Consider the following 23,614-nt stretch of genomic DNA (forward strand, 5'->3'; position numbering starts at 1 on the left):
ATCAGTTACCTTTCGCGGATCCGCCGCGTACGTTATCCATCCAGTCCTGAAGTATAAGCTCAGCGGCGATCATATCAACATGTTCTTTTCTCTCCTTACCCCTGATGCCCATCTCATCCATTAACTCATCGGCTTCTACAGTGGTAAGTCTCTCATCCAGCATATGAACAGGAAGACCGGTACGTCTCTCCAGCTTGTCCTTAAAGTCCAGTGCGATCTCTGCCCTGACTCCTACACTGCTGTCCATATTGACGGGTAATCCCAGAACGATTTCCGTAATTTCATACTCTACTATAAGTTCCTCTATTCTGGCAAGTGTCCTTCTGAGTTTATTCTCGTCTTTTCTTCTGATTATCTCCTTGGGCTGCGCAGTCAGGTTGATAGGGTCGCTGATAGCAACCCCTACTGTGCGCGAACCATAGTCAAGGCCCATATATCTCATCTTTGCAGCCTCAGTTCTTCTTTTCGTTCCAATGCCTGCTGCGGATATACTCGGTGAGCATCTCCTCTACAAGCTCATCTCTCTCAACCTTCATGATCAGGCTTCTGGCACCGTTATGACTGGTGATATATGTAGGATCACCGGACATGATATATCCCACGATCTGATTAACGGGATTGTAGCCCTTCTCCACCATAGCCTCATATACAACCTCCAGAATTTTCCTGACAGCTGTATCCTGGGGAGCTTCAACTCTAAAGTATTGTGTATTTCCCAAATCCTGTGCCATAAATGTCCTTTCTGCAGGCTGATGCCGCCAAAAAATACCGATACCTCATTACATTGTACAATACTGCAGCTTCAATAGCAAATCCCTGCCAGTGTCAAATACATCAGTTTCTCACAAGAAGAAAAAATAATACAGCCCCAAAAGTTATTATTCAAACAAAAAGCCGCAGAAGCTCACCATGATAAAGAAGCCTCTGCAGCTGCAAAAGTCGCATATAGCAATCAGAATGCGCACGGGGCGCCGTTTATTCGCATACAACGCAAAAGAAACAATAGCAAGTATCATAGTGACAGATAGTTAAAAGTTTGTTAAAATATTCGTTAGCCAAATGGGCAAAAGGAGGATAAAAAAATGAATATAGGAACATCTATCGGAATCGGTGCAGTTCTTGCGCTGATTGCAGCAATCGTTGTCATGGTGCTGATAACACCCAATTCCAAGGAAGGACAGTTACACGGTTTTGCCAAGTTTTTAAGGGATTATTTCCTTATGAAATATCTTGTTATTGAATCCATCCTGAGATTCATCTTCATTTTATCAACTTGTGCATGCATCTTCTGTGGTTTCTTCCTCTTATTCGGTAAGACACCTTCATTCTACGGATACGGCGGATCATCAACAGCAGGTGCAGGTCTGCTCGTCATGGTATTGGGTCCCATCATCACAAGGATCAGCTATGAGTTTATGATGATCACCATCATGCTGCTGAAGAACACAATGGAGATCAATGCCAAGATGAAAGGCGAAGTAGACAGCAATACCTTCAATGCATTCAAGGCTCCTGATACCGGCAAGATCGTATCATCCATTGCAAATGCAGCACAGCAGGCTACTGCAAAGGCTGCTCAGGAAACTCCTGTTAACAACGCTGCAAACAGCGCACCTGTTGCTCCCGTTAACAACATGACAAGCCCTGCTCCCGCAGCTCCTGCCGGTAACGCAGCACAGGAAAATGTTAAGATCTGCCCCAAGTGCGGTGCAAATGTAGTTGAAGGCTCTCTCTTCTGCGTAAACTGCGGAACAAAGATCGACTGATATCAATCACATAATTAAGACGCTGATATGATGTACATATTAAAAGCGCCTAAAAGAAAAATCCCGAGTGAAGTCAGTTCACCCGGGATTTTTCCGTTCTATCATCATTATCACTTTCAAAATACGTCTAAATGATATTTCTTTTAACCATCACATCTTACTGTCATTTCACTGCTTCAACCATCATAAGTTCATCATTTAAGAAAGCACTGCCCTTGCATCTTAGGATCTCTCCTGACAGACTCTCTCCCTCAGCCTTACTATCTACCTTTAATGCACACTTCACATAGCGGTCAGTATAACCGCAGATATAGAGCTGACCGTCATACTCTTCACATTCCTCAAAGAGTACATCTATCTCCCTGCCTATAAAGTATTCCCTATAGGCCTTTGACTGCTTACAAGTCATATCTATGAGCAGGTCACTTCTTGCAGACTTTTTGGCATCTGTCAGCTTATCACCCAGCTTTTCCGCAGCAGTACCCTTTCTCACAGAATACTTAAAGACATGCATCTCGTAGAAGTCCACGTTCCTGCAAAAATCCATGCTCTCCTGAAATTCCTCTTCACTCTCTCCGGGAAAGCCCACGATCACATCAGTAGTGATAGCAGGAGCTTCATAAACCTCTCGCAGCGCATTTACTCCCTCCATGTATTCCTCAGGACTGTAATGCCGGTTCATCCTCTTTAAGGTCTCTGCACAGCCTGACTGCAGACTCAGATGAAAATGAGGGCAGAGCTTAGGCATGGATGCAAAAGCAGCTGCATTCTCCCTTGTCACTATCCTGGGCTCAAGGGATCCCAGTCTTATCCTCTCTATCCCCTTCACAGCATGGACCTTCTTTAAGAGGGATATCAGTTCGGATCCCCCTCTGTCCAGGCCATAGGAGGATATGTGGATACCTGTGAGCACTACTTCCTTTACTCCATTTGCAGCAAGCCCTATTATCTCTTCCATGATATCAGCCTGCTGCCTGGATCTGATCCTGCCCCTTGCATAGGGTATGAGGCAATAGGAGCAGAACTGATTGCAGCCATCCTGTATCTTGATAAAAGCCCTGGTATGCTCAGGTGCAGCCTTTAGCTTCATCTCTTCATAGCTTGTTTTTTCCCTGCTGTCCACCTTAATGCTGTCATCATAGAAAGTAAGGGGGTGGGATGAGTGGTCACGAAAATAGTTATCAAGAATAGCTACCAGTTCTTTTTTTCTATTATTGCCTATGGCAATATCTATAGACGCATCTGTGCTCACCTTATCCGCAGAGGTTTCCACATAGCAGCCAAGAGCCACAACAACTGCAGAAGGATTGAGCTTTCTGGCCCTGTGGATCATCTGACGACTCTTCCTGTCAGCTATATTAGTAACAGTACAAGTATTGATAACGTATACATCCGCCACGGTATCAAAAGGCACCAGAGTATACCCTGATGCTGTCAATTCCTGCTCTATTACATCCAGCTCATAGCTGTTGACCTTACATCCCAGATTGTGGACTGCCACTGTTTTCATCATATCTCTCCTGTTAAAAAGCCCTTAAAACAGGCATATTTTCGGCGTTTTGACGTTGACTTTAAAGATGCCGCCTATTATCATAAAGAAAAAAGAAGGAGGTAGTTGCGTTATGAAGACTGTAAAAATTTCTCTTAACTCTATCGATAAAGTAAAATCATTCGTAAATGAGATCACAAAGTTCGATTATGACTTTGATCTGGTTTCCGGAAGATACGTTATCGACGCTAAGTCTATCATGGGAATCTTCTCTCTCGACCTGAGCAAGCCCATCGACCTCAATATCCACGCTGAGGATGGAGTAGACGAAATCCTTAACATCTTAAAGCCTTATCTTGTTTAAGATTGTGATTAGCCGCCGCATTTGATATGCGGCGGCTATTTTTTATGCTTCAATTTCTAATATTTCATCAGTATCCAGCGCTGTCTGTACCAGCTCATCTATCTTCTCTGCCAGATATTTCTCATGATCTTCCATAATGTGTACCTTGGGTTTGGTAACCGGATGCTTTGCCACAAATATGGTACAGCAATCCTCATAAGGAAGGATAGAAGTCTCATAGGCATCGATCTTTATAGAGATATCCACTATATCCTGCTTATCAAAGGCGATAAGTGGTCTGTAGACAGGCATAGTCTTCACTGCTGCATCAGTGCAGGCAAGGCTCTGCATAGTCTGACTGGCAACCTGTCCTATGGACTCGCCTGTGACCAGGCCCATGCAATCAGCGCGTGTTGCCAGCTCTTCAGCAATACGCATCATATAACGTCTCATGATGATAGTCAGCTCATCGTGAGGGCATTTCTCATATATGTACATCTGAATATCGGTGAAGTTAATGATATGGAGCTTTATCTTACCGGCATATACAGACACAGTCTTTGCAAGGTCTATTACCTTCTGCTTTGCCCTCTCTGATGTATACGGAGGGGCATTAAAATATACTGCTTCCAGATTAACGCCTCTCTTGGCGATCATGTATCCGGCAACAGGACTGTCAATACCACCTGAGAGCAGGAGCATAGCCTTACCTGCAGTGCCAAGAGGCATTCCTCCGGGACCGGGGATCACTCTGGAATAAAGATTGATTTTCTCTCTAAGCTCTACATGCAAGAGAACATCCGGGTCATGTACGTCAACAGTCATATCAGGATGTGCCGCAAGTATATCTGCGCCAAGCATAGCTCCCAGCTCCATAGAATCCAGGGGATAGGACTTGTCCACTCGTCTGACCTGCACCTTGAAGGACTGCTTGCCATCCGGATATTCAGCGCCCATAAACTCGCATACCTTCTGAGAGAGCTTATCAAAATCAGGGAGCTTGCCATCTCCGTCTCTCTCTATGGAAACCGCAGGACAGATGCCTATTATGCCAAATACCTTCTGAAGAGCAGCGATAGTCTCGTCAAAGTCGTATTTACGCGCTTCAACATAGATACGTCCGGCTGTCCTTGTCACTTCAAATTCGCCCTCTATCCTAGCCAGAGCGAACTTTATTCTCTTCATAAGGGCATCTTCAAAAACATATCTGTTCTTGCCCTTTACGCCAATCTCTGCATATTTGATTATAAAAGCATGATACTGCATTTCTTTCCCCTTTTATCTTCTGGAATATTTTCTAAGCATCGGTACTATATCTGTAAGAGCTGCGACAGCTTCTCTGATCTCTTCCTCTGTAGTATAGACGGACAAGCTGATACGTATGGTAGAATCCAAAAGCTCTTTATCAAGTCCTATAGCCTCCAGAGTGTTGCTCACATGAGGCCTGTTGGAAGAGCAGGCAGAGCCTGCGGATACATACACATGTCTGTCCTCCAGCGCATGTAGGAGCACTTCAGCTCTTACTCCCCGCACCGAGAGAGATATGATATGTGGGGCAGATATAACATCTGTCCTTCCGTTTATATATACATCCTCAAGCGTATCCGTGATCTCATTTATAAAGAGAGCCTTAAGCTCACGAAGTCTCTCCACCTTTTCATCAAGTCCCTTGTATGCATTTTCTGCAGCAAGGCCCAGTGCTGCGATCCCGGGCACATTGAGAGTGCCGCTCCTCATGCCCTTTTGCTGGCCTCCGCCATAGCTTACAGGTACTATCCTGACTCCGTTTCTCACATAGAGAAAGCCTGTTCCCTTGGGTGCGTGGATCTTGTGACCACTGACTGACAATAGGTCTATGCCCAGAGCCTTTGGATTAATATCAAACTTGCCATAGGCCTGAATAGCATCTACATGGAAGTAGATCTTGCCCCCGGCCTGCCTTATAACGCGGCCGGCTTCTTCTATAGGCATCAGAGAACCGATCTCATTATTTACATACATGATGGACACCAGGCAGGTATCAGGTCTGATCATGCTCCTTAGCTCCTCGGGATCTATCCTTCCGTCCCTGTCCACAGACAGATAGCTGATCTCCCAGCCCTGCTTCTCCAGATATCTCATGGTCTCAGATACAGCAGGATGCTCCACCCTGCTGCAGATCATATGTCTGCCCACTTCTTTACCAAGAGCCGCTGCCGTGCCCAGGATAGCCATATTATCGGATTCTGTTCCACCTGATGTAAAGACGATCTCCTTATCGCTGCAGTGCAGGGTCTTTGCGATCTGCCCTGCCGCCTTCTTCACCAGGTCCTCCGACAGCTTGCCCATATGGTGCATGCTGGAGGGGTTGCCGTATTCCTCTGTCATTATCTTAAGCGCAAGCTCTGCCACATCCTCAGATACTCTGGTAGTTGCGCTGTTATCCAAATAGCATTCCACTACTGTATTCTCCTTTGTAAGCTCATGTCATTCGAGAGTATACCCCAGCCAGGCCAGCATTGTAAAGCCTGCCGTTTCTGTCCTGAGTATCCTCTTTCCCAGAGTAAGACACTTAAAGCCATCTTCCACAGCCATTTCCACTTCTTTGTCATCAAAGCCGCCCTCAGGACCTATCAGTATGGCTATGGACTGTCCGGGCTTTATGGCTGATACGATCTCTCTGCTGCCCTCCATGCCCTTTGCGTTCTCATAGGGAAGTAGTCTCACATCCAGATCTTTCGCCATCTGCAGCGCTTCTTTATAGCTTATGGGCTTATATACTTCAGGTATGATATTTCTCTTACTCTGCTTGGCAGCTGCCTCGGATATGGCCTGCCATCTGGCAGTCTTGGATGCGGCCTTCTTTTCATCCAGCTTGACAATGCTGCGCTTCATGGCTACAGGCACGATGGCAAATACCCCCAGCTCCACCGCCTTTTGTATGATCAGCTCCATCTTATCGGCCTTGGGAAGGCCCTGGAAGAGGTATATCTTGGAGGGAAGCTCTGTAGCCGTGCCCTGATCAGTGATCACATTGCAGCGGACTATATCCCTCTCTATGCTGTCTATAGAGCACAGGAAGGTCCTGCCATCATTTTCCTGTCCCCTGATGCTGACCAGGATCTCATCTCCTGCCTTTAATCTCAGGACATTGGCGATGTGATTGTGGTCTGCGCCTTCTATGTACAGCAAAGAGGGCATGCCGGGTGATGACAGATCACGGGAAGCTGGCGCTTTGCAGTTTTCCTGATCACTGTTATCGTCATACAAGAGCTGGTCTTCTTCTACAAAAAAATGATACATGATCAATCCTCAGGCTTTCTGGAAATGACACTCACCCAATCTCCCTGATGATCCATATGGATATCAGTAAATCCAGCTGCCCTATGAGCCGCAGCTACTTCTTCACCCTTTTCATTCATGATGCCTGATGTTACAAATACAGCTCCGGGCTTCATAAACTGTCCTATAACAGGAGCCAGGGGCACCAGTACTACAGGAAGGATATTAGCCAGTACCAGGTCATATTTCTCATAGCCCACTTCATCCTGAACTGCCTTGTCATCTATGATATTGCCGATGATTAGCTTCAGATCATCCTCGCTAAAGCCGTTATTCTTGAGATTCTCTGCTATAGCAGGGATAGCACCCTTATCAAGGTCTGTACCTACGCAGTGACCTGCTCCATACATCAGAGCCAGTATGGACAGCACTCCTGAGCCTGTACCTACATCCAGCACCTCGCATCCGGGTGTCACATATTTGGACAGCTGGTGGATGCAGAGCTGGGTGCTCTCATGAAGGCCTGTACCAAAGGCAGTACCCGGATCTATGTGGAATATCTTGTCTGCCTTCTCCAGATCTTCAGCAGAAGGCTCCTCCCATGAGGGTATGATCAGAACGTCATCTACGATGAACTTATGGAAATACTGCTTCCAATTGTTCATCCAGTCAATGTCCTCAGTTATATCTACAGAGAGAGTGCCATCTCCTATATCACAGTAATTCCTGATCTCAGACAGGACACGGAATATGTCTTCTTTAAGCTCTTCAGGAGTCTTGACCACTTCTCTTCCGCCCTCGTTTTCCAGCTGGTAGGACACATCTCCTCTGCCATCCGCGCTGTACTCTTCATCATCCAAAGGAAGGCTCACCTTAAGGGTACCGTCATCAGATAGCTGAGCAAAGAAGTTAAGATAAGCAATACCATCATCCTCTTCCTGAGGCACTACATCCACAAACATCTGCTCTTTCTCAGCTGCAGTAAGGGGCACCTTGTCTTCGATCTGTGCTCCTGCAAGTCCTATATCCATCATAGAGCTGATGATCACATCCTCAGCTTCTTCATTGGTCCTGATCCTGAATCTCATCCAGCGCATACGCCTGATTCTCCTTTCGATATAAGCTGTCATAAGCCTTCATAGGCAAAGCGGCCGCCTTATCCCGCAGCCATAGAAATAAAACCTTCTATCAAAAAAGCCTGAATACTAAGGACTTATACTCCCCATGTACCCAGGCCTTTCGGCTTATTATGATATCATGTATTTTCTAACAGGGCAATTATTTATTCCAAAAGCCCTTTTTCTTTTTCTTATCCTTGGAAGCATCATCATCGCCGCCGGCAATGCGCTCTGCTTCTCCAAGACTGTCTCCGGTCTCCAGGTCAAACTGTTTGATCAGCTCCTTGGCCTCCTTGGACAGATGCTCGGGAGTCTTGATCACCAGAGTCACATAATGATCGCCTCTGATACTCTTGTCTCTGAGTGAAGGCACGCCCTTGCCGCGGAGTCTGACTCTGCAGCCTGTCTGAGTGCCGGGCTTAACATCATATACAACCTTGCCGTCAACGGTATCTATGATCACGCTGCCGCCCAGTGCTGCCACTGCATAGGACATATTGACCACAGAGAAGATATCGTATTCTTCGCGCTCAAAGATAGGATGACTGGATACGATGACTTCCACCAGAAGATCTCCTCTGGGACCGCCATTGATACCGGGTTCGCCCTTTTCTCTGATACGAACGCTCTGTCCGTTATCAATGCCTGCAGGGATGGTCACCTTGATAGTCTTGCGGCTGGCGATATATCCGCTGCCTCCGCAATCACTACACTTATCCTTGATGATCTTGCCTGTGCCTGAACAATCGGGACAGGTCTGTACATTCCTGACTGTGCCAAAGAGGGACTGCTGGGTAAATACTACCTGACCCTTACCGCCGCACTTGGGGCACATCTGAGGATTGGTGCCGGGCTTGGCTCCTGTTCCCTTACATGTAGGGCAGGGATCCTTAAGAGTCAGTGTCAGCTCCTTCTCAGTACCTGTAATGGATTCCATAAATGTGATCCTGACACTGGCACGAACATTGGCGCCCTTGGCAGGTCCACTTCTGGCTCCGCTCCTTCTGCCTCCAAAGAAGTCTCCAAAGATATCTCCGAAGATATCGCTGAAATCAGCACCTGAGAAATCAAAACCGCCGTTAAATCCGCCGGCTCCGCCTTCAAAAGCCGCATGGCCAAACTGGTCATACTGTCTCCTCTTCTCGGGATCGCTCAGTACTGCATAGGCTTCAGATGCTTCCTTGAATTTCTCTGCAGCCGAAGCATCACCCGGATTCATATCCGGGTGATACTTCTTGGCAAGTACACGATATGCTTTTTTTATTTCTTCATCACTGGCACCCTTGGCAACGCCCAGTACCTCGTAATAATCTCGCTTTGATTCTGCCATAATCTCTTTGTTCCTTTAGATGCAAATATAATGCAGATTTTATACCTCGCGGTAATCTCCGTCAACTACATCATCATTTGCACCTGCATCAGATGAAGGACCTGCCTGGGAAGCGCCCATGTCAGGACCTGCCTGGCCTGCGCCTGCCTGCTGCATGCTCTCATACATCTTGGAGAAGAGAGCCTGTGCATCTGTCATAAGCTTCTCTTTCTGAGTCTTGATCTTGTCAATCTCTTCATCTGTAAGCTCCTTGTCCTTGGTAGCTTCCAGTGTAGCCTTCAGATCTGCAAGGTCAGCTTCAACAGCGCTCTTCTGGGACTCATCGATCTTGTCGCCTGCATCCTTGAGAGCCTGCTCTGTCTGGAATACAAAGGAATCAGCCTCGTTGCGGGCATCAATGCCTTCCTTACGCTTCTTATCCTGAGCCTCATACTCCTGAGCCTCTTTAACAGCCTTATCGATATCGTCGTCGGACATATGTGTGCCGGATGTGATAGTGATATGCTGCTCCTTGCCTGTGCCCAGATCCTTGGCGGATACGTTTACGATACCGTTGGCATCGATATCAAATGTAACTTCGATCTGAGGCATTCCTCTTCTTGCCGGAGGTATACCATCCAGACGGAACTGGCCAAGGGACTTGTTATCAGCTGCAAACTGTCTCTCACCCTGGAGTACGTTGATATCAACGGCTGTCTGATTATCAGCTGCAGTGGAGAAGATCTGGCTCTTCTTGGTAGGGATTGTAGTATTTCTCTCAATCAGTCTGGTAGCGATACCGCCCATTGTCTCGATAGAGAGTGAAAGAGGAGTTACATCTAGCAGAAGGATGTCGCCTGTTCCCTCTTCACCGGAAAGCTTACCACCCTGGATACCTGCACCTACAGCAACGCACTCATCAGGGTTAAGGTTCTTGGAAGGCTCCTGGCCTGTGAGCTGCTTAACCTTCTCTACTACGCAGGGAACTCGTGTAGAACCACCAACAAGAAGCACCTTGCCCAAATCTGCATTGGTAAGACCTGCATCCTTCATAGCGTTCTGTACAGGGATAGCTGTCTTTTCAACCAGGTCATGGATCAGCTCTTCAAACTTAGCTCTTGTGAGATCCATGTCAAAGTGCTTGGGACCTTCTGCAGTAGCTGTGATGAAAGGAAGATTGATATTGGTAGTTGTAGAGGAAGACAGTTCCTTCTTTGCCTTCTCTGCAGCTTCCTTCAGTCTCTGCATAGCCATCTTATCGCCGGAGAGGTCGATGCCCTCTTTCTTCTTGAACTCATCAACCATCCAGTCTATAACTCTGTTATCAAAATCGTCACCGCCCAGGTGTGTATCACCGTTTGTAGACAGAACCTCGATGACACCGTCACCGATCTCGATGATGGATACGTCGAAGGTACCACCGCCCAGGTCGTATACCATGATCTTCTGCTCTTTTTCATTATCAAGACCGTATGCAAGAGCTGCAGCTGTAGGCTCGTTGATGATACGCTCTACTTCAAGACCTGCGATCTTACCTGCATTCTTGGTAGCCTGACGCTGAGCATCATTGAAGTATGCAGGAACGGTGATAACTGCCTGAGATACTGTCTCGCCCAGATAGCTCTCAGCATCCTTCTTGAGCTTCTGAAGGATCATAGCAGAGATCTGCTCGGGAGAATACTTCTTGCCGTCGATAATACGACCATGGTCTGTACCCATATCTCTCTTGATGGAAGAGATTGTATTATCTGCATTGGTAACAGCCTGACGCTTAGCAGGCTCACCTACCAGTCTCTCACCATTCTTGGTAAAAGCTACAACTGAAGGAGTAGTCCTTGCGCCTTCAGCGTTTGCGATAACTGTAGGCTGTCCGCCTTCCATAACTGCTACGCAGCTGTTTGTAGTACCTAAGTCAATACCTATGATCTTGCCCATTATATTTACCTCCGTAAATCCTTTATATTCTTAAAATATTTATTGTACTGTAGTCATATGCCCCTATCCGGGGCTGTGCTCTATTTGGCAACCGCAACCATTGAATGGCGGATCACGCTGTCATGATAGGTGTAGCCCTTCTGCATCTCCTGAGCTACGATACCTTCTTCGTATTCCTCACTTTCCACCTGCATCACTGCGTTATGGAAATTAGGATCAAACTCCTTGCCCAGTGCTTCGATAGGCTTAACATCCATGTCTTCCAGGGTCTTCATGAGCTGCTTGTAGATCATGTCAAAGCCCTGTACCAGAGGAGTCTCCCTCTCTTCTTCGGGAACAGATGCCAGTCCCCTTTCAAAGTTATCAACCACAGGAAGGATCTTGGTGATCACATTGCCTGCTCCGGAATCAAACATCTGAGCTTTTTCTTTCTCTGTTCTCTTCCTGAAATTATCAAACTCAGCCAGCTGACGAACATACTTATCTGTCAGTTCATCAAGCTTATCCTGGAGAGGATTCTTCTTTTTGGAAAAAAGACCTTTCTTCTCCTTGGGCTTATCTGCATCTGTGCTATCAGCTCCATCAGCCTCTTCTGCAGTATCTGATGCAGCTTCTGTCTCAGCCTCTGCGGTATCAGTCTCTGCTGCTTCAACTTCAACTTCGCTTCCAGCGTTCTCTTCACCGGATGGATTCTTTAATTCTTCATCCTGAACATTTTCTTCCAAAATCAAATCTTCTCTCCTTTGTTTCTGATATCATTTGTGATCTATATAGCATCAGACAGTGCCAAAGGCTAGTCTGCATTTTTATAAAGGTCATCCAGCGCATGGCGCATCTGACTGAGGATGGATACGACCTTGTCATAATCCATTCGCTTGGGACCTATGATACCTACAGTCCCTCTCATGCCTTCTGCCAGCTCGTAAGTAGCAGTTACTACGCTGCAGTCCTTCATAGCCGGAAGTGACATCTCATTACCTATATAAACCTGTATGTCCCTGTCCTGACTGCTAAGCGCACTCTCTGCCAGAGATGTAAGTTCAGACTTTTCTTCAAAGGTATTGATCAGCTCACTGGCTCTTTGCTTGTCAGACAGCTCAGGATATTTGAGGATATTGTTGGCTCCGCTGGTATAGATCTCCAGGCTCTCATCAGCCATTATGGATTCTGCTGCGGCATCAATAACATGTCCCACAACTTCGGAATGTTCTCCCGCCTGTCCCTTGAGCGCTGCCACCATTCCCAGATTGATATTCTCAACCGCCACTCCGTTCAGATTGGTATTAAGAAGTATGTTGAGCTTGAGTATAGTAGCATCATCCATCTCTTCCTCAACGGGGATCATCTTGTTTTTGATCAGATTCCCTTCAAGTACTATGGTAGCCAAGAGGTGCAGTGAATCAACCCTGCTGATCTGGAGGAACTTGAGCCTGTTCTTGTTCATAGTGGGGGAAGATACCATAGTTGCATAATTGGTATTATCCGCCAGCTGCTTTGCCACCTGTTTCAGAAGGTTCTCCAGCTTCTGTTCCTTATCCAGGAGCATGGCCTTCATGGAGTCCACTTCCTTTTCCTTTTCAGACAGCATCGCATCCACATATATCCTGTATCCCTGATCGGAAGGGATCCTTCCTGCCGAAGTATGGGGCTGCACTATCAGGCCCATCTCTTCCAGATCTGACATCTCATTTCTGATAGTGGCCGATGACAGATTCAGATCGGTATACTTGGATATTGTACGGCTTCCAACCGGTTCCCCGGTCTCCAGATAGTTGCGGACAATCGCATTCAGAATGACTTTCTTACGCTCGGTAAGTTCCAAAAGCGATCACCTCCATCTGTATAAAAAGCTCTCCGTCCCAGTATTGGTCCGGTTTGTACTAGCTTTTCAAAAGGTGTTAGCACTCACCTTGGTCGAGTGCTAACTATCTTTCATAGGTTAAGTTATCACTTTGCCTATGGCATGTCAACATGAATGAAAATAAAAAAGTATTAAGAAATCATAAAGCACAAAAAAAGGATACCCTCCTAACATACAGAGGATATCCTAAGCAAAGAACATCTACACTTTGATATTGATTAAGGAATACGCCTTTTATGCGTATCTCTTGGAAATATCTTTCCTTGCGTAATTATTTCCTGGAAAAAGCCTTTTTGATAGTGGAGAAGGCGCCCAGTACTGAGAATCCGTATACCATAAGCAGATCTACCAGGAACTGGCTTCCAACTTCCAGCTCACCAAGAAGTCCGTGGAAGGAAGTAAAAACAGCCATAAAGCTCACATCTTCAAAGTATTCTGAAAGCTCGCGCACCAGAGAGATGGTCCATGAGATGCGCTCACCCAGGTAGATCATTGCTATCATTATAACAATGGAGATCACAACACCTTTAACAGATGTCTTCTTGCCCAGGAGCTTGTAGCCATAAAGCGCACCTGCTGCCATTACAAAGCCTGCTATTGATGCCACATATCCGATCTGGCCCAGGATGATCATGAGAGCGATGCCGGGGATAGTGCCCACTATAGCTCCGATGATGCCGCCAAAGACATTTTCAGGGATCTCATCTTCTGCAATAGCTTTCTGAGCCATAGATGAGTAGCCGTTCTGAGCCGCATAGGGATCAAATGCGCCATTGTCGGCTGCTGCAAATTCTCCCTCAGCACCTGCTGCCATATTCATGGATGCAGCATCTGCGCTTACCTGATCCATGTTAGTTACATCCATTTCATTCTGATTCATTTCGTCCATTTTCTTCCTCCATCATTTTTATGCCTACTGCATATTTCCGATCGAAATCTTATAAAACTTTCGATCTTCTTTTCCTGGCATATCACTTTAATCTACGCCAAGATAAATGCCCATGGCCATTTCAGCCATGGGCAACCCCACAATTATACATTTTATCGGCTCTGCGAGATGTTCGTCAAGCAATTTCCGCAAGAACATCCCGTTTCAGACGTATATTTGCTTTCTTTTTAAGAAATCCATCACCTGAAGCCCGGACAGGAACATTCTGCTCAGGCATGGGAGCAGGCACCGGCGAAGCAGATGATACCTCCGTACCAAAATATGCATCGATACCATTAGCTATACCCCAGGCCATCAGCTGCCTGTATGCAGGATCTGACATCCTGATATCCTCATCCTTATTAGACATATATCCCATTTCCACTATGGTCACAGGAACCTGCGCCCAGTTGATACCGCTCATAGTGTCTGTCTGCCATACACCTTGCTTTGCAGCGCCTGTTGCCGCTGCCGCATGTTCCAGGATCATTGATGACAGGCTGTAGCTCCTGTCAAAGAGTGCTCCGTTATAAGGATTGGAGGCTGTCTGACATATGGTCATGATACCGTTTACACCGGGGTCTTCAGAACCGTTTGCATGTATCCTGACAAATGCATCTGCAGCAGCATTGTTGGCTATCATGGCTCTCTCGCTGTTACTGATATTCACGTCATTACTGGTCCTGCACATGATCACATTATAGCCGCGGCTTTGAAGCTCCGCCTGGAGTAAAAGAGACACATCCAGATTAAGCTGATACTCCGGGACACCTGTATAGACTCCTGTGGTGCCGCCTGTGACCCTGGCCTTGGTCTCACTGCTGCCGGGAGCTACGCTTTCTTTGCTGCTGTCACCCCTTAGCTGGTGCCCCGGATCAATGACCACCGTCCTGGCCTCAGCCGCCAGAGCTTTTAAAATAAATCTGCCCGCCATCCCGGTCAACACATTATCACTATCACGGCAACCGGCGCTTATATTTCCTGATGATGATCCGGATGTTACTACAGCTATATTTCCTGATAAAAAAATAGCCGCGAGTATTATTGTAGCCGCCAGCACGCTCCAAGCGATAAATATTCTGCAGATCCTTAATCTTCTACGCATATAAATCACCCATTTATGAAATAATCCCGGCTCTGCCTGAGCCGGGATCATAATAAATCAGTTTGATTATCAGAATTCAAAGGAGCCTGTATCGCTGCCGTCTACATAATATACCCTGCCCTCTTCAGGCTTGATGTAGAGCTTGAGATCAGATGCAGCTCTGCCAAAATCATTCTTCACAGCATTTAATGCTGCCTCTGTAAGTGCCTTATCGTCTATTTCCTTGTCGCCATACTGAAGGACGATCCTGCTCTGGAGCGTAGCTTCCTTAGCTGCAGGAGCCTTCTTCGCTACTGTAGTTGTTTCTTTCTTGCTTTCAGTAGCCTTTACAGATGCTTGTTTCTTTGACTCGGTCTTCTTAGCTTCAGTCTTCTTTGCTGCTGCTTTCTTTGCAGGAGCTTTCTTCTCTGCTACCTTAGTAGTTTCTGTCTTTGTCTCTGTTTTCTTTTCAGCAGCCTTTGTCTCTTCCTTCTTTGCTGCGGCCTTCTTTGCTGCAGCCTTCTTCGCAGCCTTTGCTTCTACTGCCTTGGCAGCTTTCCTTACTGCCTCTGCCTTCTTTACTTCTTCAATAGCTTTGATTGCCTCTTTGGCCTTGGCGGCTTTCTCACTCTGTTCTATTACTGCTTGTCTTACGTTGGATTTTATTGTTGCGACCGGTTTTCCGCTTGTAACTTCTGACATGATGCATCCTCCCCTTAGGTATAGGTCATGAATCTAAAAGATATAAAACACGAAAACACTGCTAACACTGAACTTATGATCACTCAGACGAGCCAAAGTCAAAAAAGCTCAACATTTTGAGTGATTTATATTTATACAAATCCGATTCTACCGCAGGGATGGGGCATTGTCAATCTTTTGGCATATTTTATACGCCTTTTCGTATATATTATTTTTGCCGATTATGCCTGCGGACCCTGTTGATATGCCTCTCAAAATCACCGCTTTCAATAAGCTGAGCCAAAACAAGCTGGTCCGTTGTGGGGACAGGACATTCATGAAAGCCCGCCCTTTCTTCAAATAGCTCCACCAAGCTGTCAGGAAGGACCATATAGGCGCACCTGACAAAGCTCCCGATGGTCCTGGTGAAGGTATTGACATAGATTACCCGACCATCATTGTCTAATGAAAAGAGAGTCTCTTCTGCCTTTCTGCTGAGAGTAAACTCAGATTCAAAATCGTCCTCCACAATATAGGCGTCCCGCTCCCGACTCCACTTCAGATATTCTCTCTTTTTGGACGCTGAAGCCGAGACACCGCTTGGGAAGCTCCTGTAAGGCGTGATATGCAATATTTTCATAGTCCCAGCCCAAAGCTGTCTGCTGTCGATTCCATCCTGCATCAGATCAAGCATCTCAAGCCTGGCGCCTCCTGATTCATATACCTTGGCAATATTCTGGTAGGAAGGGCTCTCTATTCCGTAAGTCACCTCTCGGCCAAAGGTCTGAACGATGAGTCCGTAAAGATATTCCGCTCCGGCACCAATTATGATCTGATCCGGTGTTACCTGAATGTGGCGGCTCCTTCCAAGGTATTCACAGATTGCCACTCGAAGCTCCATAATCCCCTTAAAGGGTGATCGTTCCATCACGTAGGCTCCGTATTCCCCAAGGACCTTCCTGACAGTCCTGGCATAGATGGAAAAAGGAAAATCAAGCCTGTCTATACCGGCTCTTGTCGTGTATGAGGGGTCTTTGGGCAAAAGAGCCTCCCGGGAATCCAAAGCCGCCGCAAAGAACTCCCTGTCATCAAAGATCACAAAGTATCCACTCTTCTCCCTGGGCAGTATATAGCCTTCCTCCGACAACAGCTCATAAGCATGCTCTACGGTAATGACGCTGACACCGCACTGCTCTGCCATGTCCCGTTTAGAGGGAAGTTTACTTCCTCTTTTATATCTTCCATCTATAATGTCCTTCCGGACCTGCTCATACACTTCAAGGTATCTCTTGTTCTTTTTCATATCTGGTCATATAAAATAATTCAAAACCGACATTTTGGCACTACCAGTTTGATGATATAGTATTGTCAATTTATATGTCAAGATAAACCAAAGAAGAAAAATCTGCTTGTAACATAAAAAGCATGTTGATTGGGATAGAACAACCCAATAACATGCTTTTTGGAATACTATGAGGTAGGTGTCACAAACGCAAAATATGCAAGGACCAAAAGTCCCAGTACGATCCTGTACCAGCCAAAGGCCTTAAAGTCATGCTTTCTGATATAAGACATGAGGAAGCGGATGACTATGACAGATACTACAAATGCTACCAGCATACCGGTAAAGAGGATACCGGCTTCCATAGCTGTAAAGGAAAGGCCAAACTTCAATATCTTGAGAAGGCTGGCGCCAAACATTACAGGTATTGCCAGGAAGAATGTGAACTCTGCAGCAACAGTCCTGGATACACCGATGAGCAAGGCTCCCACTATAGTAGCGCCGCTTCTGGAAGTGCCGGGAAAAATAGCTGCGATGAGCTGGAACACACCGATCAAAAGGCAGGTCCTGATATCCAGCTCTTCCAGAGTGCTGATCACAGGCGTTTTGCCCTTGTTCCTGTTCTCTGCAATGATGAAGATGATACCAAAGAGGATCAGCATCACAGCAACTACAAAGCCGTTGTATAGATGCTCATCAAGCCAGTCGTCAAAAAGGACGCCAACAATGGCTGCAGGTATGCAGGCGATGAGTATCTTGCCCCACAAACGCCATACATCCGGCCTGTTGACCCTGTGCTCTGCCCTGGCTTCTTTGGACAGGTCCCAGGGGAATATCTTGTTAAAATACAAAAGAACAACTGCCAGAATAGCTCCCAGCTGGATCACAACCAGGAACATACTCCAAAATTCTTCGCTGACCTGCATCTTGACGAATTCGTCTAAGAGGATCATGTGTCCGGTGGAGCTGATAGGCAGCCACTCGGTAATACCCTCGACTATTCCATATAATATTGCTTTTAATATATTAAGCACAACGTTTCCTCCTTAAGCCAGTCCGTTTTTTCAGCCAAGTCCATATTCCTTCTTGGCAAACTCGCGAAGTCTGGGCATAGCTCTCTCAACCTTCTCAGTATCTATGCAATATGCCATACGGAAGAAACCGGGAGCTCCAAAGTTATCTGCAGGTACCAGGATCAGGTCATATTCCTTGGCCTTGTTACAGAAGGCAACAGAATCCTCTTCCAGTGCCTTGGGCAGGATGTAGAAGGTTCCGCCGGGTTTTACAACTGTAAATCCTATGTCCACAAGGGTGTCATAGATGATATTCATATTGGTCTCGTATACTGACAGATCGGAGGTCAGGTCGCATACCTTGCCCACAGCCTGCTGGATGATGGACGGAGGGCAGTTGTGACCGATGCCTCTGGATATCTGACCGCACATAGGCACTATGTATTCTGCTCCCTCAGCTGCAGGATTAACCGCCACGTAGCCTATCCTTTCACCGGGCAGTGACAGGGACTTGGAGAAAGAGTAACAGGACAGAGTATTGTCATAGAAGGTGGATACATAAGGCGCATCCGCTCCGGCAAATACTATCTCTCTGTAAGGCTCATCGGATATGAGATATATGCTGTGTCCATACTTCTCCTGTGCACTTCTCAAGGTATCAGCCAGATATGTGAGTGTATCTGTGGAATAAGCGATACCCGAAGGGTTGTTGGGCGTATTGACAAGGACAGCCATCACATCTTCAGAGAGCATCTCTTCAAAGGCCTCTTTATTGATCTGGAAGGTCTCTGTATTGGCCGGTACCACCTTAAGTACAGCACCGGAGCCCTCTACATAAGGAGTATACTCAGGGAAAAAGGGTGCAAAGGTAAGGACAGTATCTCCCGGTTTTGTCACCGCTCTGACAGCATGAGCCACCGCACCTGCAGCACCTGTAGTAGGGAAGATGTGCTCAGGACCATAAGCTATGCCAAAACGCTTGGTCAAAGATGCAGCTATATCAGCCTTAAAAGCGGGATCTCCCAGAGTAGGACTGTAGCCATGGAGCTTCATAGGGCTCTCATCCTGCAGCATGGAGATCATGGTATCTGTAAACTGTGAAGGAGCCGGAACAGAAGGGTTGCCAAGAGAAAAATCAAATACATTCTCATATCCGATCTCTTTTCCTCTGGCGCTGGCATATTCCGCCAAGTTACGTATTACGTTCTTTGCCCCCAGCATTGCTTTGTAGGTCTCGTTGATCATATCTTCCTCCCATTTACATATTATTATCAATATTTATAAGTAAGTCTTTAAAGGCTGCAGAGAGCTTGTCGAAAGCCATAGCATGAGAAGCCTTAAAATATACTGCAAGAGGGCAAACATCCCCTGACCCTGCAGCGCCTATGTATTCACGGGCAGCTTCTGATATAGCCTTAAGAGCGCTGTCATTGTCATCAAAATGAACCGCCTTAATAGGACCTCTTTTTAATGCTTCATCACAGATATATGTAGCCGCAGGACCAACCGTCACCAAAAGGTCAATTCCAGCCTCTGCCGCAGCTGCTCCAACCTCTCTGTGAAGCGCTTCCTCCATATCACCCAGTTCAAGCATATCTCCCAGGACTGCGATCCTGGCTGCTGCCTTGGTATTAGAGAGGGTCTTTAGTCCTGCCTTCATGGACTGGGGATTGGCATTGTAGGTATCATTATAGACTGTGATACCGCCATCTAATTGCCAGGTCTCCATCCTCTTGGCAGAGGGGGTAAAATGCTCGATCCCGCGGATTATCAGATCGAGGCTCATACCGCTCCTAAGACCTATGGCACAGGCTGCAAGAGCCGGATATATCATATGCCTTCCGGGAGCAGGTACTCTGACTCTCCTTATCACAAGATCATCCATTCCGGGAACAGTTCCCCTAAAATACTGTGACGGTATCAGCATATCAAAGGTTAGGCCTTCCGAAGAACTGTCATCTATATTAACGGCCCTGAGGTCCGCACTCTCATCTTCGCCTATCCAGACAAAATCATAGCGCCCCTGCTTGTCAGCATCCTCCTTGAGAAGAGGCAGATATTCATCATCTGCATTCATCACCGCAAAGCCCCCTTCTGCCAGACCATTGAAGATCTCGCACTTGGCCTTGAAGATATTTTCCCTGCTGCCCAGATTACCTATATGAGCATCTCCCACATTGGTGATGACAGCCATGGTAGGCGCAGCTATCCTTGTCAGGTAATCGATCTCGCCCATATGGTTCATGCCCATCTCCAGGACCGCCGCCTGACTGTCACTATCTATCCTCAGCACTGTCCTTGGAAGACCTATATTATTGTTAAAATTACCCTCTGTAGCAGTCACATTAAAAGCTTCTGACAATACGGAATATATCATATCCTTCATGGTCGTCTTGCCAACGCTGCCTGTCACGCCCACCACAGGTATATCAAAGCGCCTTCTGTACCAGGCAGCCAGATCACCCGCTGCCTTAAGAGTATCCTCTACCCTGATGATATAGCGGCCTGAATAGGAAGCCGGCAGATGGGGAATAGAGCTGTCAGAGATCACAGCCGCTGTAGCGCCGGCTTCCAGCGCAGCCTTTACGTATTTATGTCCATCTGTATTCTCACCTTTGAAGGCAAAAAAGACTGAGCCTTCGCGGGCTATCCTGTTGTCCGAACACGCCTCACTTATAACAGTATCCTTAGAGGCATCTCCCTGCAAAAGTTCTCCTTTAACTGCAGAGACAAGCTCAGAAATATGTATATTATCCATTTTATAACCACCTCTTCCTCATATCTCACAGACAGAATACAAATCTCACTCATACACCTCAGGGAACAGCATCATCAGCCCAGTACGCCTACAGGCCCCAAGCAGGCATCCTGCACAATGATATCACAGAGCTCTTCATAGGAGATACCTACCGCCTCTGCTTCCTGAGGCACCAGGCTGGTGGGTGTCATGCCGGGCAGAGTGTTGACTTCCAGGAAATAGATCAGTCCGTCATCGGAAAGGATAAAGTCTGATCTGGAATAGGTCTTAAGTCCCAGAGTGTTGTGGACAATCAGAGCCATCTTGCCCATTTCCAGTACCTGCTCTTCATTCAACCTGCCGGGACAGATCTCCTTTGCAGCGCCTGCGCTGTATTTGTTCTTGTAATCATATCCTCCTTCTACAGGAATGATCTCAACAGAAGGAAGGGCTCTGCCCATGAGGACAGCATTGGTAAATTCTCTGCCCCCTATGAACTGCTCCACCAGGATATCTGATGAATACTTAAGAGCACGCTTGATCGCAGGAGCAAAGTCCTTCTCGTCCCTGACAATATACACGCCCACAGAAGAGCCTCCTGTAGGAGTCTTGACTACGCAGGGGATCTTGTTCTCTTTTACTATGCCGGCTATATCTGTCTCTTTGACATTGTCATAGAAATTAAAATCCGGAGTCCTGACGCCCTTGTAGCGCACGATCTGCTTGGTGATGATCTTGTCCATACCCATGGCAGAGCCCAGGTGACCGGAGCCTGTGTAGCGGATGCCCATTAGATCAAAGGTAGCCTGGATACGGCCATCCTCGCCATTCATGCCGTGAAGAGCCATGAATACCACATCAGCCCTTCTGCAGAGCTTTAACACTCCTTTGCCAAAAACAGAGGGGCTCTTGTATTTCCTGGATGCGACTATGGCCCCAAGGTCAGGCTCCTCTCCGTCAAAGCTGACAGCCTTAAGCTCCGGAAGCTTGTCAAAGAGCTTCTCGGGAGACTCTATGATGTCCGAGGGGTAATCTTCAAGTCCCATAAAAAGGTCTACCAGCACGGCCTTGTGTCCCTTGGCTCTAAGAGCCTTGCAGACCTTTGTGCCGGATATTATTGATATATTTCTCTCAGTGGACAGACCACCACATAATACTACAATCTTCATTATATTCCTCCATCCTATAGGCGTCCGGCCTTAAATATGCATTCTCCATACTATCAGGCATCTGACCTGGCATATGCATTCTTCATGATATTGCTGGCTTCGTAGAGCACCTTATCCAGCACTGCTGCTGTCTCCCTGCGGGCCATGTCAGCAATCTCCTGATTAGCCTTTTCGCAAAGCTGCCTTACTACCTGCTCAGAGGGAGCCCCTGCTATCTTCTCATCATATATATTTATCAGGCGCCTGCCCTCTGACTGGACCTTCAGGCGATAGCGCTCAATGTGATTCAGGCTCTTGCCATAGGCAGCATTAGTCAGAGCTGCTATCAGGCGGTTATTCCAGTAGAGACTGTCTGTGGATACCTCAGCCGGAGTATCCTTCAGATATGAAGGAGTATCATCTATATCTGTGTACATAGGCACAAAGGCATTAAAGACGCCGGAGCCAAAAGCGATCCATTCAATACCGGGAGCCTTGTCCATATAAGGCCTGAGCTGCAGGCAGGCCATGAAATCCGTCCTGTTGACGCCTATGGATCTGTAGGCACCTCTCATTAAAGAGTCGCCATAGCTCCCATAGGGATCATAGGGAGTACCCTGGAAGTGGCTGCCCAGGAGATATTTGATATCCTCCACTGTGATCTTCTTTTCCGGTATCAGGCACCAGGGGATATCATCCGAATCCGGCCTGAAGTCTGCATCTTCTCCCTCCCAGACAAAGCTTCCGGGATTGAGATATCTCTCTATATACCAGGCTCTGGGGGTATTGTACACATGATCTGCGTCATCATGGGAGCCAAAGGCATCTCTGGGATTAAAGGCATCCTCCCCCATGGACAGATCCAGGTGTCCCCTGTCTATAAACTCCTTTAGATCCTTGGAGCAAAGATAGTCTGCACCTTCTCCAAGAGCATCCTCTATGTCAAAGTAGTCCATTCCAAACTGATTGGGCATAGCCACATAGGCATCGTCCGGTACGCGCCTTGCTATCCAGTGGTGCCCGCCTATGGTCTCCATCCACCAGATCTCGTCAGTATCTGAGAAAGCTATGCCGTTCATCTCGTAAGTACCGTACTTCTCAAGGAGAGCTCCCAGTCTCTCTACCCCTTCCCTGGCACTATGTATATAAGGAAGTGTCAGGATGACAAAGTCCTCTTCTCCCAGGCCGCCGGGGGCGGGCTTATCCTCTTTGGAGCAGTCCGAATCATCAGCTGCTCCACTCTCGTCTGTCAGATATTCTTCAGGAAAATGAAGGAGTCTGTCTTCTTCCGGATCCTGCCATCTTACCAGAGGGTCAAGTCCCAATACTCTCTCATTGGAAGTAATGGTCTCAGTAGCTGTCATGGCTACGTTAGCTTCATTGATGCCGCAGGCTCCCCAGATGCCTTCGCCCTTTATCACATTGGGCATGGCAGTATATCCCATGGGATCAGAGGGAAGCTCTATCCTTAGATGTGACAGAGCAGTCTTATATACTGCGGGCTGCTGATCGGCTCTTACTTTTACAAATCTCTTTGGTGTATATGAACCGGCTCCCGAATCGTCATTTCTGGCGATAAGGGTAGAACCGTCATAAGATGCTTTTTTACCTACCAGTATTGTTGTACAGGGCATATATGCCTCCTTTCCTCACGCAGGA

Annotated in this window: 22 protein-coding genes; 2 read left to right on the forward strand and 20 right to left on the reverse strand. The window is 47.0% G+C overall.

Features of this window, described 5'->3' with window-relative positions; genetic code table 11:
• Position 1: 1 nt before the first annotated feature.
• Both ruvX and G636_RS0100945 read right to left on the reverse strand, forming a co-directional pair.
• Entirely contained in the window at positions 2-442 is a 441-nt protein-coding gene (ruvX, locus tag G636_RS0100940) for a Holliday junction resolvase RuvX (protein WP_026506483.1), read from the reverse strand.
• Between the two features lie 10 nt (positions 443-452).
• Positions 453-731: an IreB family regulatory phosphoprotein gene (locus G636_RS0100945; RefSeq protein ID WP_026506484.1), complete on the reverse strand. Its 279-nt coding sequence runs from the start codon at positions 729-731 to the stop codon at positions 453-455.
• 351 nt (positions 732-1,082) lie between these two features.
• Here G636_RS0100945 and G636_RS0100950 point away from each other — a divergent pair, with 351 nt between their 5' ends.
• Positions 1,083-1,766: a zinc ribbon domain-containing protein gene (locus G636_RS0100950; RefSeq protein ID WP_026506485.1), complete on the forward strand. Its 684-nt coding sequence runs from the start codon at positions 1,083-1,085 to the stop codon at positions 1,764-1,766.
• Between the two features lie 163 nt (positions 1,767-1,929).
• On the opposite strand, the gene mtaB is transcribed toward G636_RS0100950, so the two are convergent.
• Positions 1,930-3,276: a tRNA (N(6)-L-threonylcarbamoyladenosine(37)-C(2))-methylthiotransferase MtaB gene (gene mtaB, locus G636_RS0100955; RefSeq protein WP_026506486.1), complete on the reverse strand. Its 1,347-nt coding sequence runs from the start codon at positions 3,274-3,276 to the stop codon at positions 1,930-1,932.
• 112 nt (positions 3,277-3,388) lie between these two features.
• Between mtaB and G636_RS0100960 the strand changes: the two genes are divergently transcribed.
• The gene (locus G636_RS0100960) at positions 3,389-3,619 is read left to right on the forward strand and encodes an HPr family phosphocarrier protein (RefSeq protein WP_026506487.1); all 231 of its coding nucleotides are present in this window, start codon (positions 3,389-3,391) and stop codon (positions 3,617-3,619) included.
• A 42-nt stretch (positions 3,620-3,661) separates the two neighbouring features.
• Here G636_RS0100960 and thiI read toward each other — a convergent pair whose 3' ends face one another.
• From thiI to G636_RS0101045, 17 genes are all read right to left on the reverse strand, one after another.
• A complete protein-coding gene (gene thiI, locus G636_RS0100965) occupies positions 3,662-4,864 on the reverse strand; it encodes a tRNA uracil 4-sulfurtransferase ThiI (RefSeq protein ID WP_026506488.1) in 1,203 nt (400 codons plus the stop codon).
• 12 nt (positions 4,865-4,876) lie between these two features.
• Positions 4,877-6,037, reverse strand: a complete 1,161-nt coding sequence (locus G636_RS0100970) for a cysteine desulfurase family protein (protein WP_026506489.1) — start codon at positions 6,035-6,037, stop codon at positions 4,877-4,879.
• Positions 6,038-6,064: 27 nt separating this feature from the next.
• Positions 6,065-6,880: a 16S rRNA (uracil(1498)-N(3))-methyltransferase gene (locus G636_RS0100975; RefSeq protein WP_330363871.1), complete on the reverse strand. Its 816-nt coding sequence runs from the start codon at positions 6,878-6,880 to the stop codon at positions 6,065-6,067.
• A 2-nt stretch (positions 6,881-6,882) separates the two neighbouring features.
• Positions 6,883-7,956, reverse strand: a complete 1,074-nt coding sequence (locus G636_RS0100980; protein ID WP_026506491.1) for a 50S ribosomal protein L11 methyltransferase — start codon at positions 7,954-7,956, stop codon at positions 6,883-6,885.
• A 181-nt stretch (positions 7,957-8,137) separates the two neighbouring features.
• Complete coding sequence (gene dnaJ, locus G636_RS0100985) at positions 8,138-9,307, reverse strand: molecular chaperone DnaJ (RefSeq protein WP_026506492.1); 1,170 nt, start codon at positions 9,305-9,307, stop codon at positions 8,138-8,140.
• Positions 9,308-9,346: 39 nt separating this feature from the next.
• Positions 9,347-11,221, reverse strand: a complete 1,875-nt coding sequence (gene dnaK / locus G636_RS0100990; RefSeq protein WP_026506493.1) for a molecular chaperone DnaK — start codon at positions 11,219-11,221, stop codon at positions 9,347-9,349.
• Between the two features lie 80 nt (positions 11,222-11,301).
• Positions 11,302-11,952 carry a nucleotide exchange factor GrpE gene (gene grpE / locus G636_RS0100995; protein ID WP_026506494.1) on the reverse strand — a complete coding sequence of 217 codons (651 nt, stop codon included), beginning with the start codon at positions 11,950-11,952 and terminating at the stop codon, positions 11,302-11,304.
• A gap of 62 nt (positions 11,953-12,014) precedes the next feature.
• On the reverse strand, positions 12,015-13,043 hold the full coding sequence (gene hrcA, locus G636_RS0101000; protein ID WP_026506495.1) for a heat-inducible transcriptional repressor HrcA: 1,029 nt from the start codon (positions 13,041-13,043) through the stop codon (positions 12,015-12,017).
• Positions 13,044-13,353: 310 nt separating this feature from the next.
• Positions 13,354-13,971, reverse strand: a complete 618-nt coding sequence (locus G636_RS16735; RefSeq protein ID WP_051226368.1) for a hypothetical protein — start codon at positions 13,969-13,971, stop codon at positions 13,354-13,356.
• A 175-nt stretch (positions 13,972-14,146) separates the two neighbouring features.
• Positions 14,147-15,115, reverse strand: a complete 969-nt coding sequence (locus G636_RS19175) for an N-acetylmuramoyl-L-alanine amidase family protein (protein WP_081668216.1) — start codon at positions 15,113-15,115, stop codon at positions 14,147-14,149.
• A gap of 69 nt (positions 15,116-15,184) precedes the next feature.
• Positions 15,185-15,796 carry a DUF6465 family protein gene (locus G636_RS19180; protein ID WP_051226370.1) on the reverse strand — a complete coding sequence of 204 codons (612 nt, stop codon included), beginning with the start codon at positions 15,794-15,796 and terminating at the stop codon, positions 15,185-15,187.
• A 208-nt stretch (positions 15,797-16,004) separates the two neighbouring features.
• Complete coding sequence (gene pdxR / locus G636_RS0101020) at positions 16,005-17,078, reverse strand: MocR-like pyridoxine biosynthesis transcription factor PdxR (RefSeq protein WP_026506496.1); 1,074 nt, start codon at positions 17,076-17,078, stop codon at positions 16,005-16,007.
• A gap of 167 nt (positions 17,079-17,245) precedes the next feature.
• Positions 17,246-18,091, reverse strand: coding sequence for an undecaprenyl-diphosphate phosphatase (locus tag G636_RS0101025; protein ID WP_026506497.1), 846 nt, complete (start codon positions 18,089-18,091; stop codon positions 17,246-17,248).
• Positions 18,092-18,121: 30 nt separating this feature from the next.
• Entirely contained in the window at positions 18,122-19,315 is a 1,194-nt protein-coding gene (locus tag G636_RS0101030) for a pyridoxal phosphate-dependent aminotransferase (protein ID WP_026506498.1), read from the reverse strand.
• 13 nt (positions 19,316-19,328) lie between these two features.
• Positions 19,329-20,828, reverse strand: coding sequence for a UDP-N-acetylmuramoyl-tripeptide--D-alanyl-D-alanine ligase (locus G636_RS16750; protein ID WP_051226371.1), 1,500 nt, complete (start codon positions 20,826-20,828; stop codon positions 19,329-19,331).
• A gap of 74 nt (positions 20,829-20,902) precedes the next feature.
• Complete coding sequence (locus G636_RS0101040; RefSeq protein WP_026506499.1) at positions 20,903-21,976, reverse strand: D-alanine--D-alanine ligase family protein; 1,074 nt, start codon at positions 21,974-21,976, stop codon at positions 20,903-20,905.
• A gap of 53 nt (positions 21,977-22,029) precedes the next feature.
• The gene (locus G636_RS0101045) at positions 22,030-23,589 is read right to left on the reverse strand and encodes a C69 family dipeptidase (protein WP_026506500.1); all 1,560 of its coding nucleotides are present in this window, start codon (positions 23,587-23,589) and stop codon (positions 22,030-22,032) included.
• Positions 23,590-23,614: the final 25 nt, after the last annotated feature.

Source organism: Butyrivibrio sp. MC2013 (genome assembly GCF_000424585.1).
Taxonomy (GTDB): Bacteria; Bacillota; Clostridia; order Lachnospirales; family Lachnospiraceae; genus Butyrivibrio.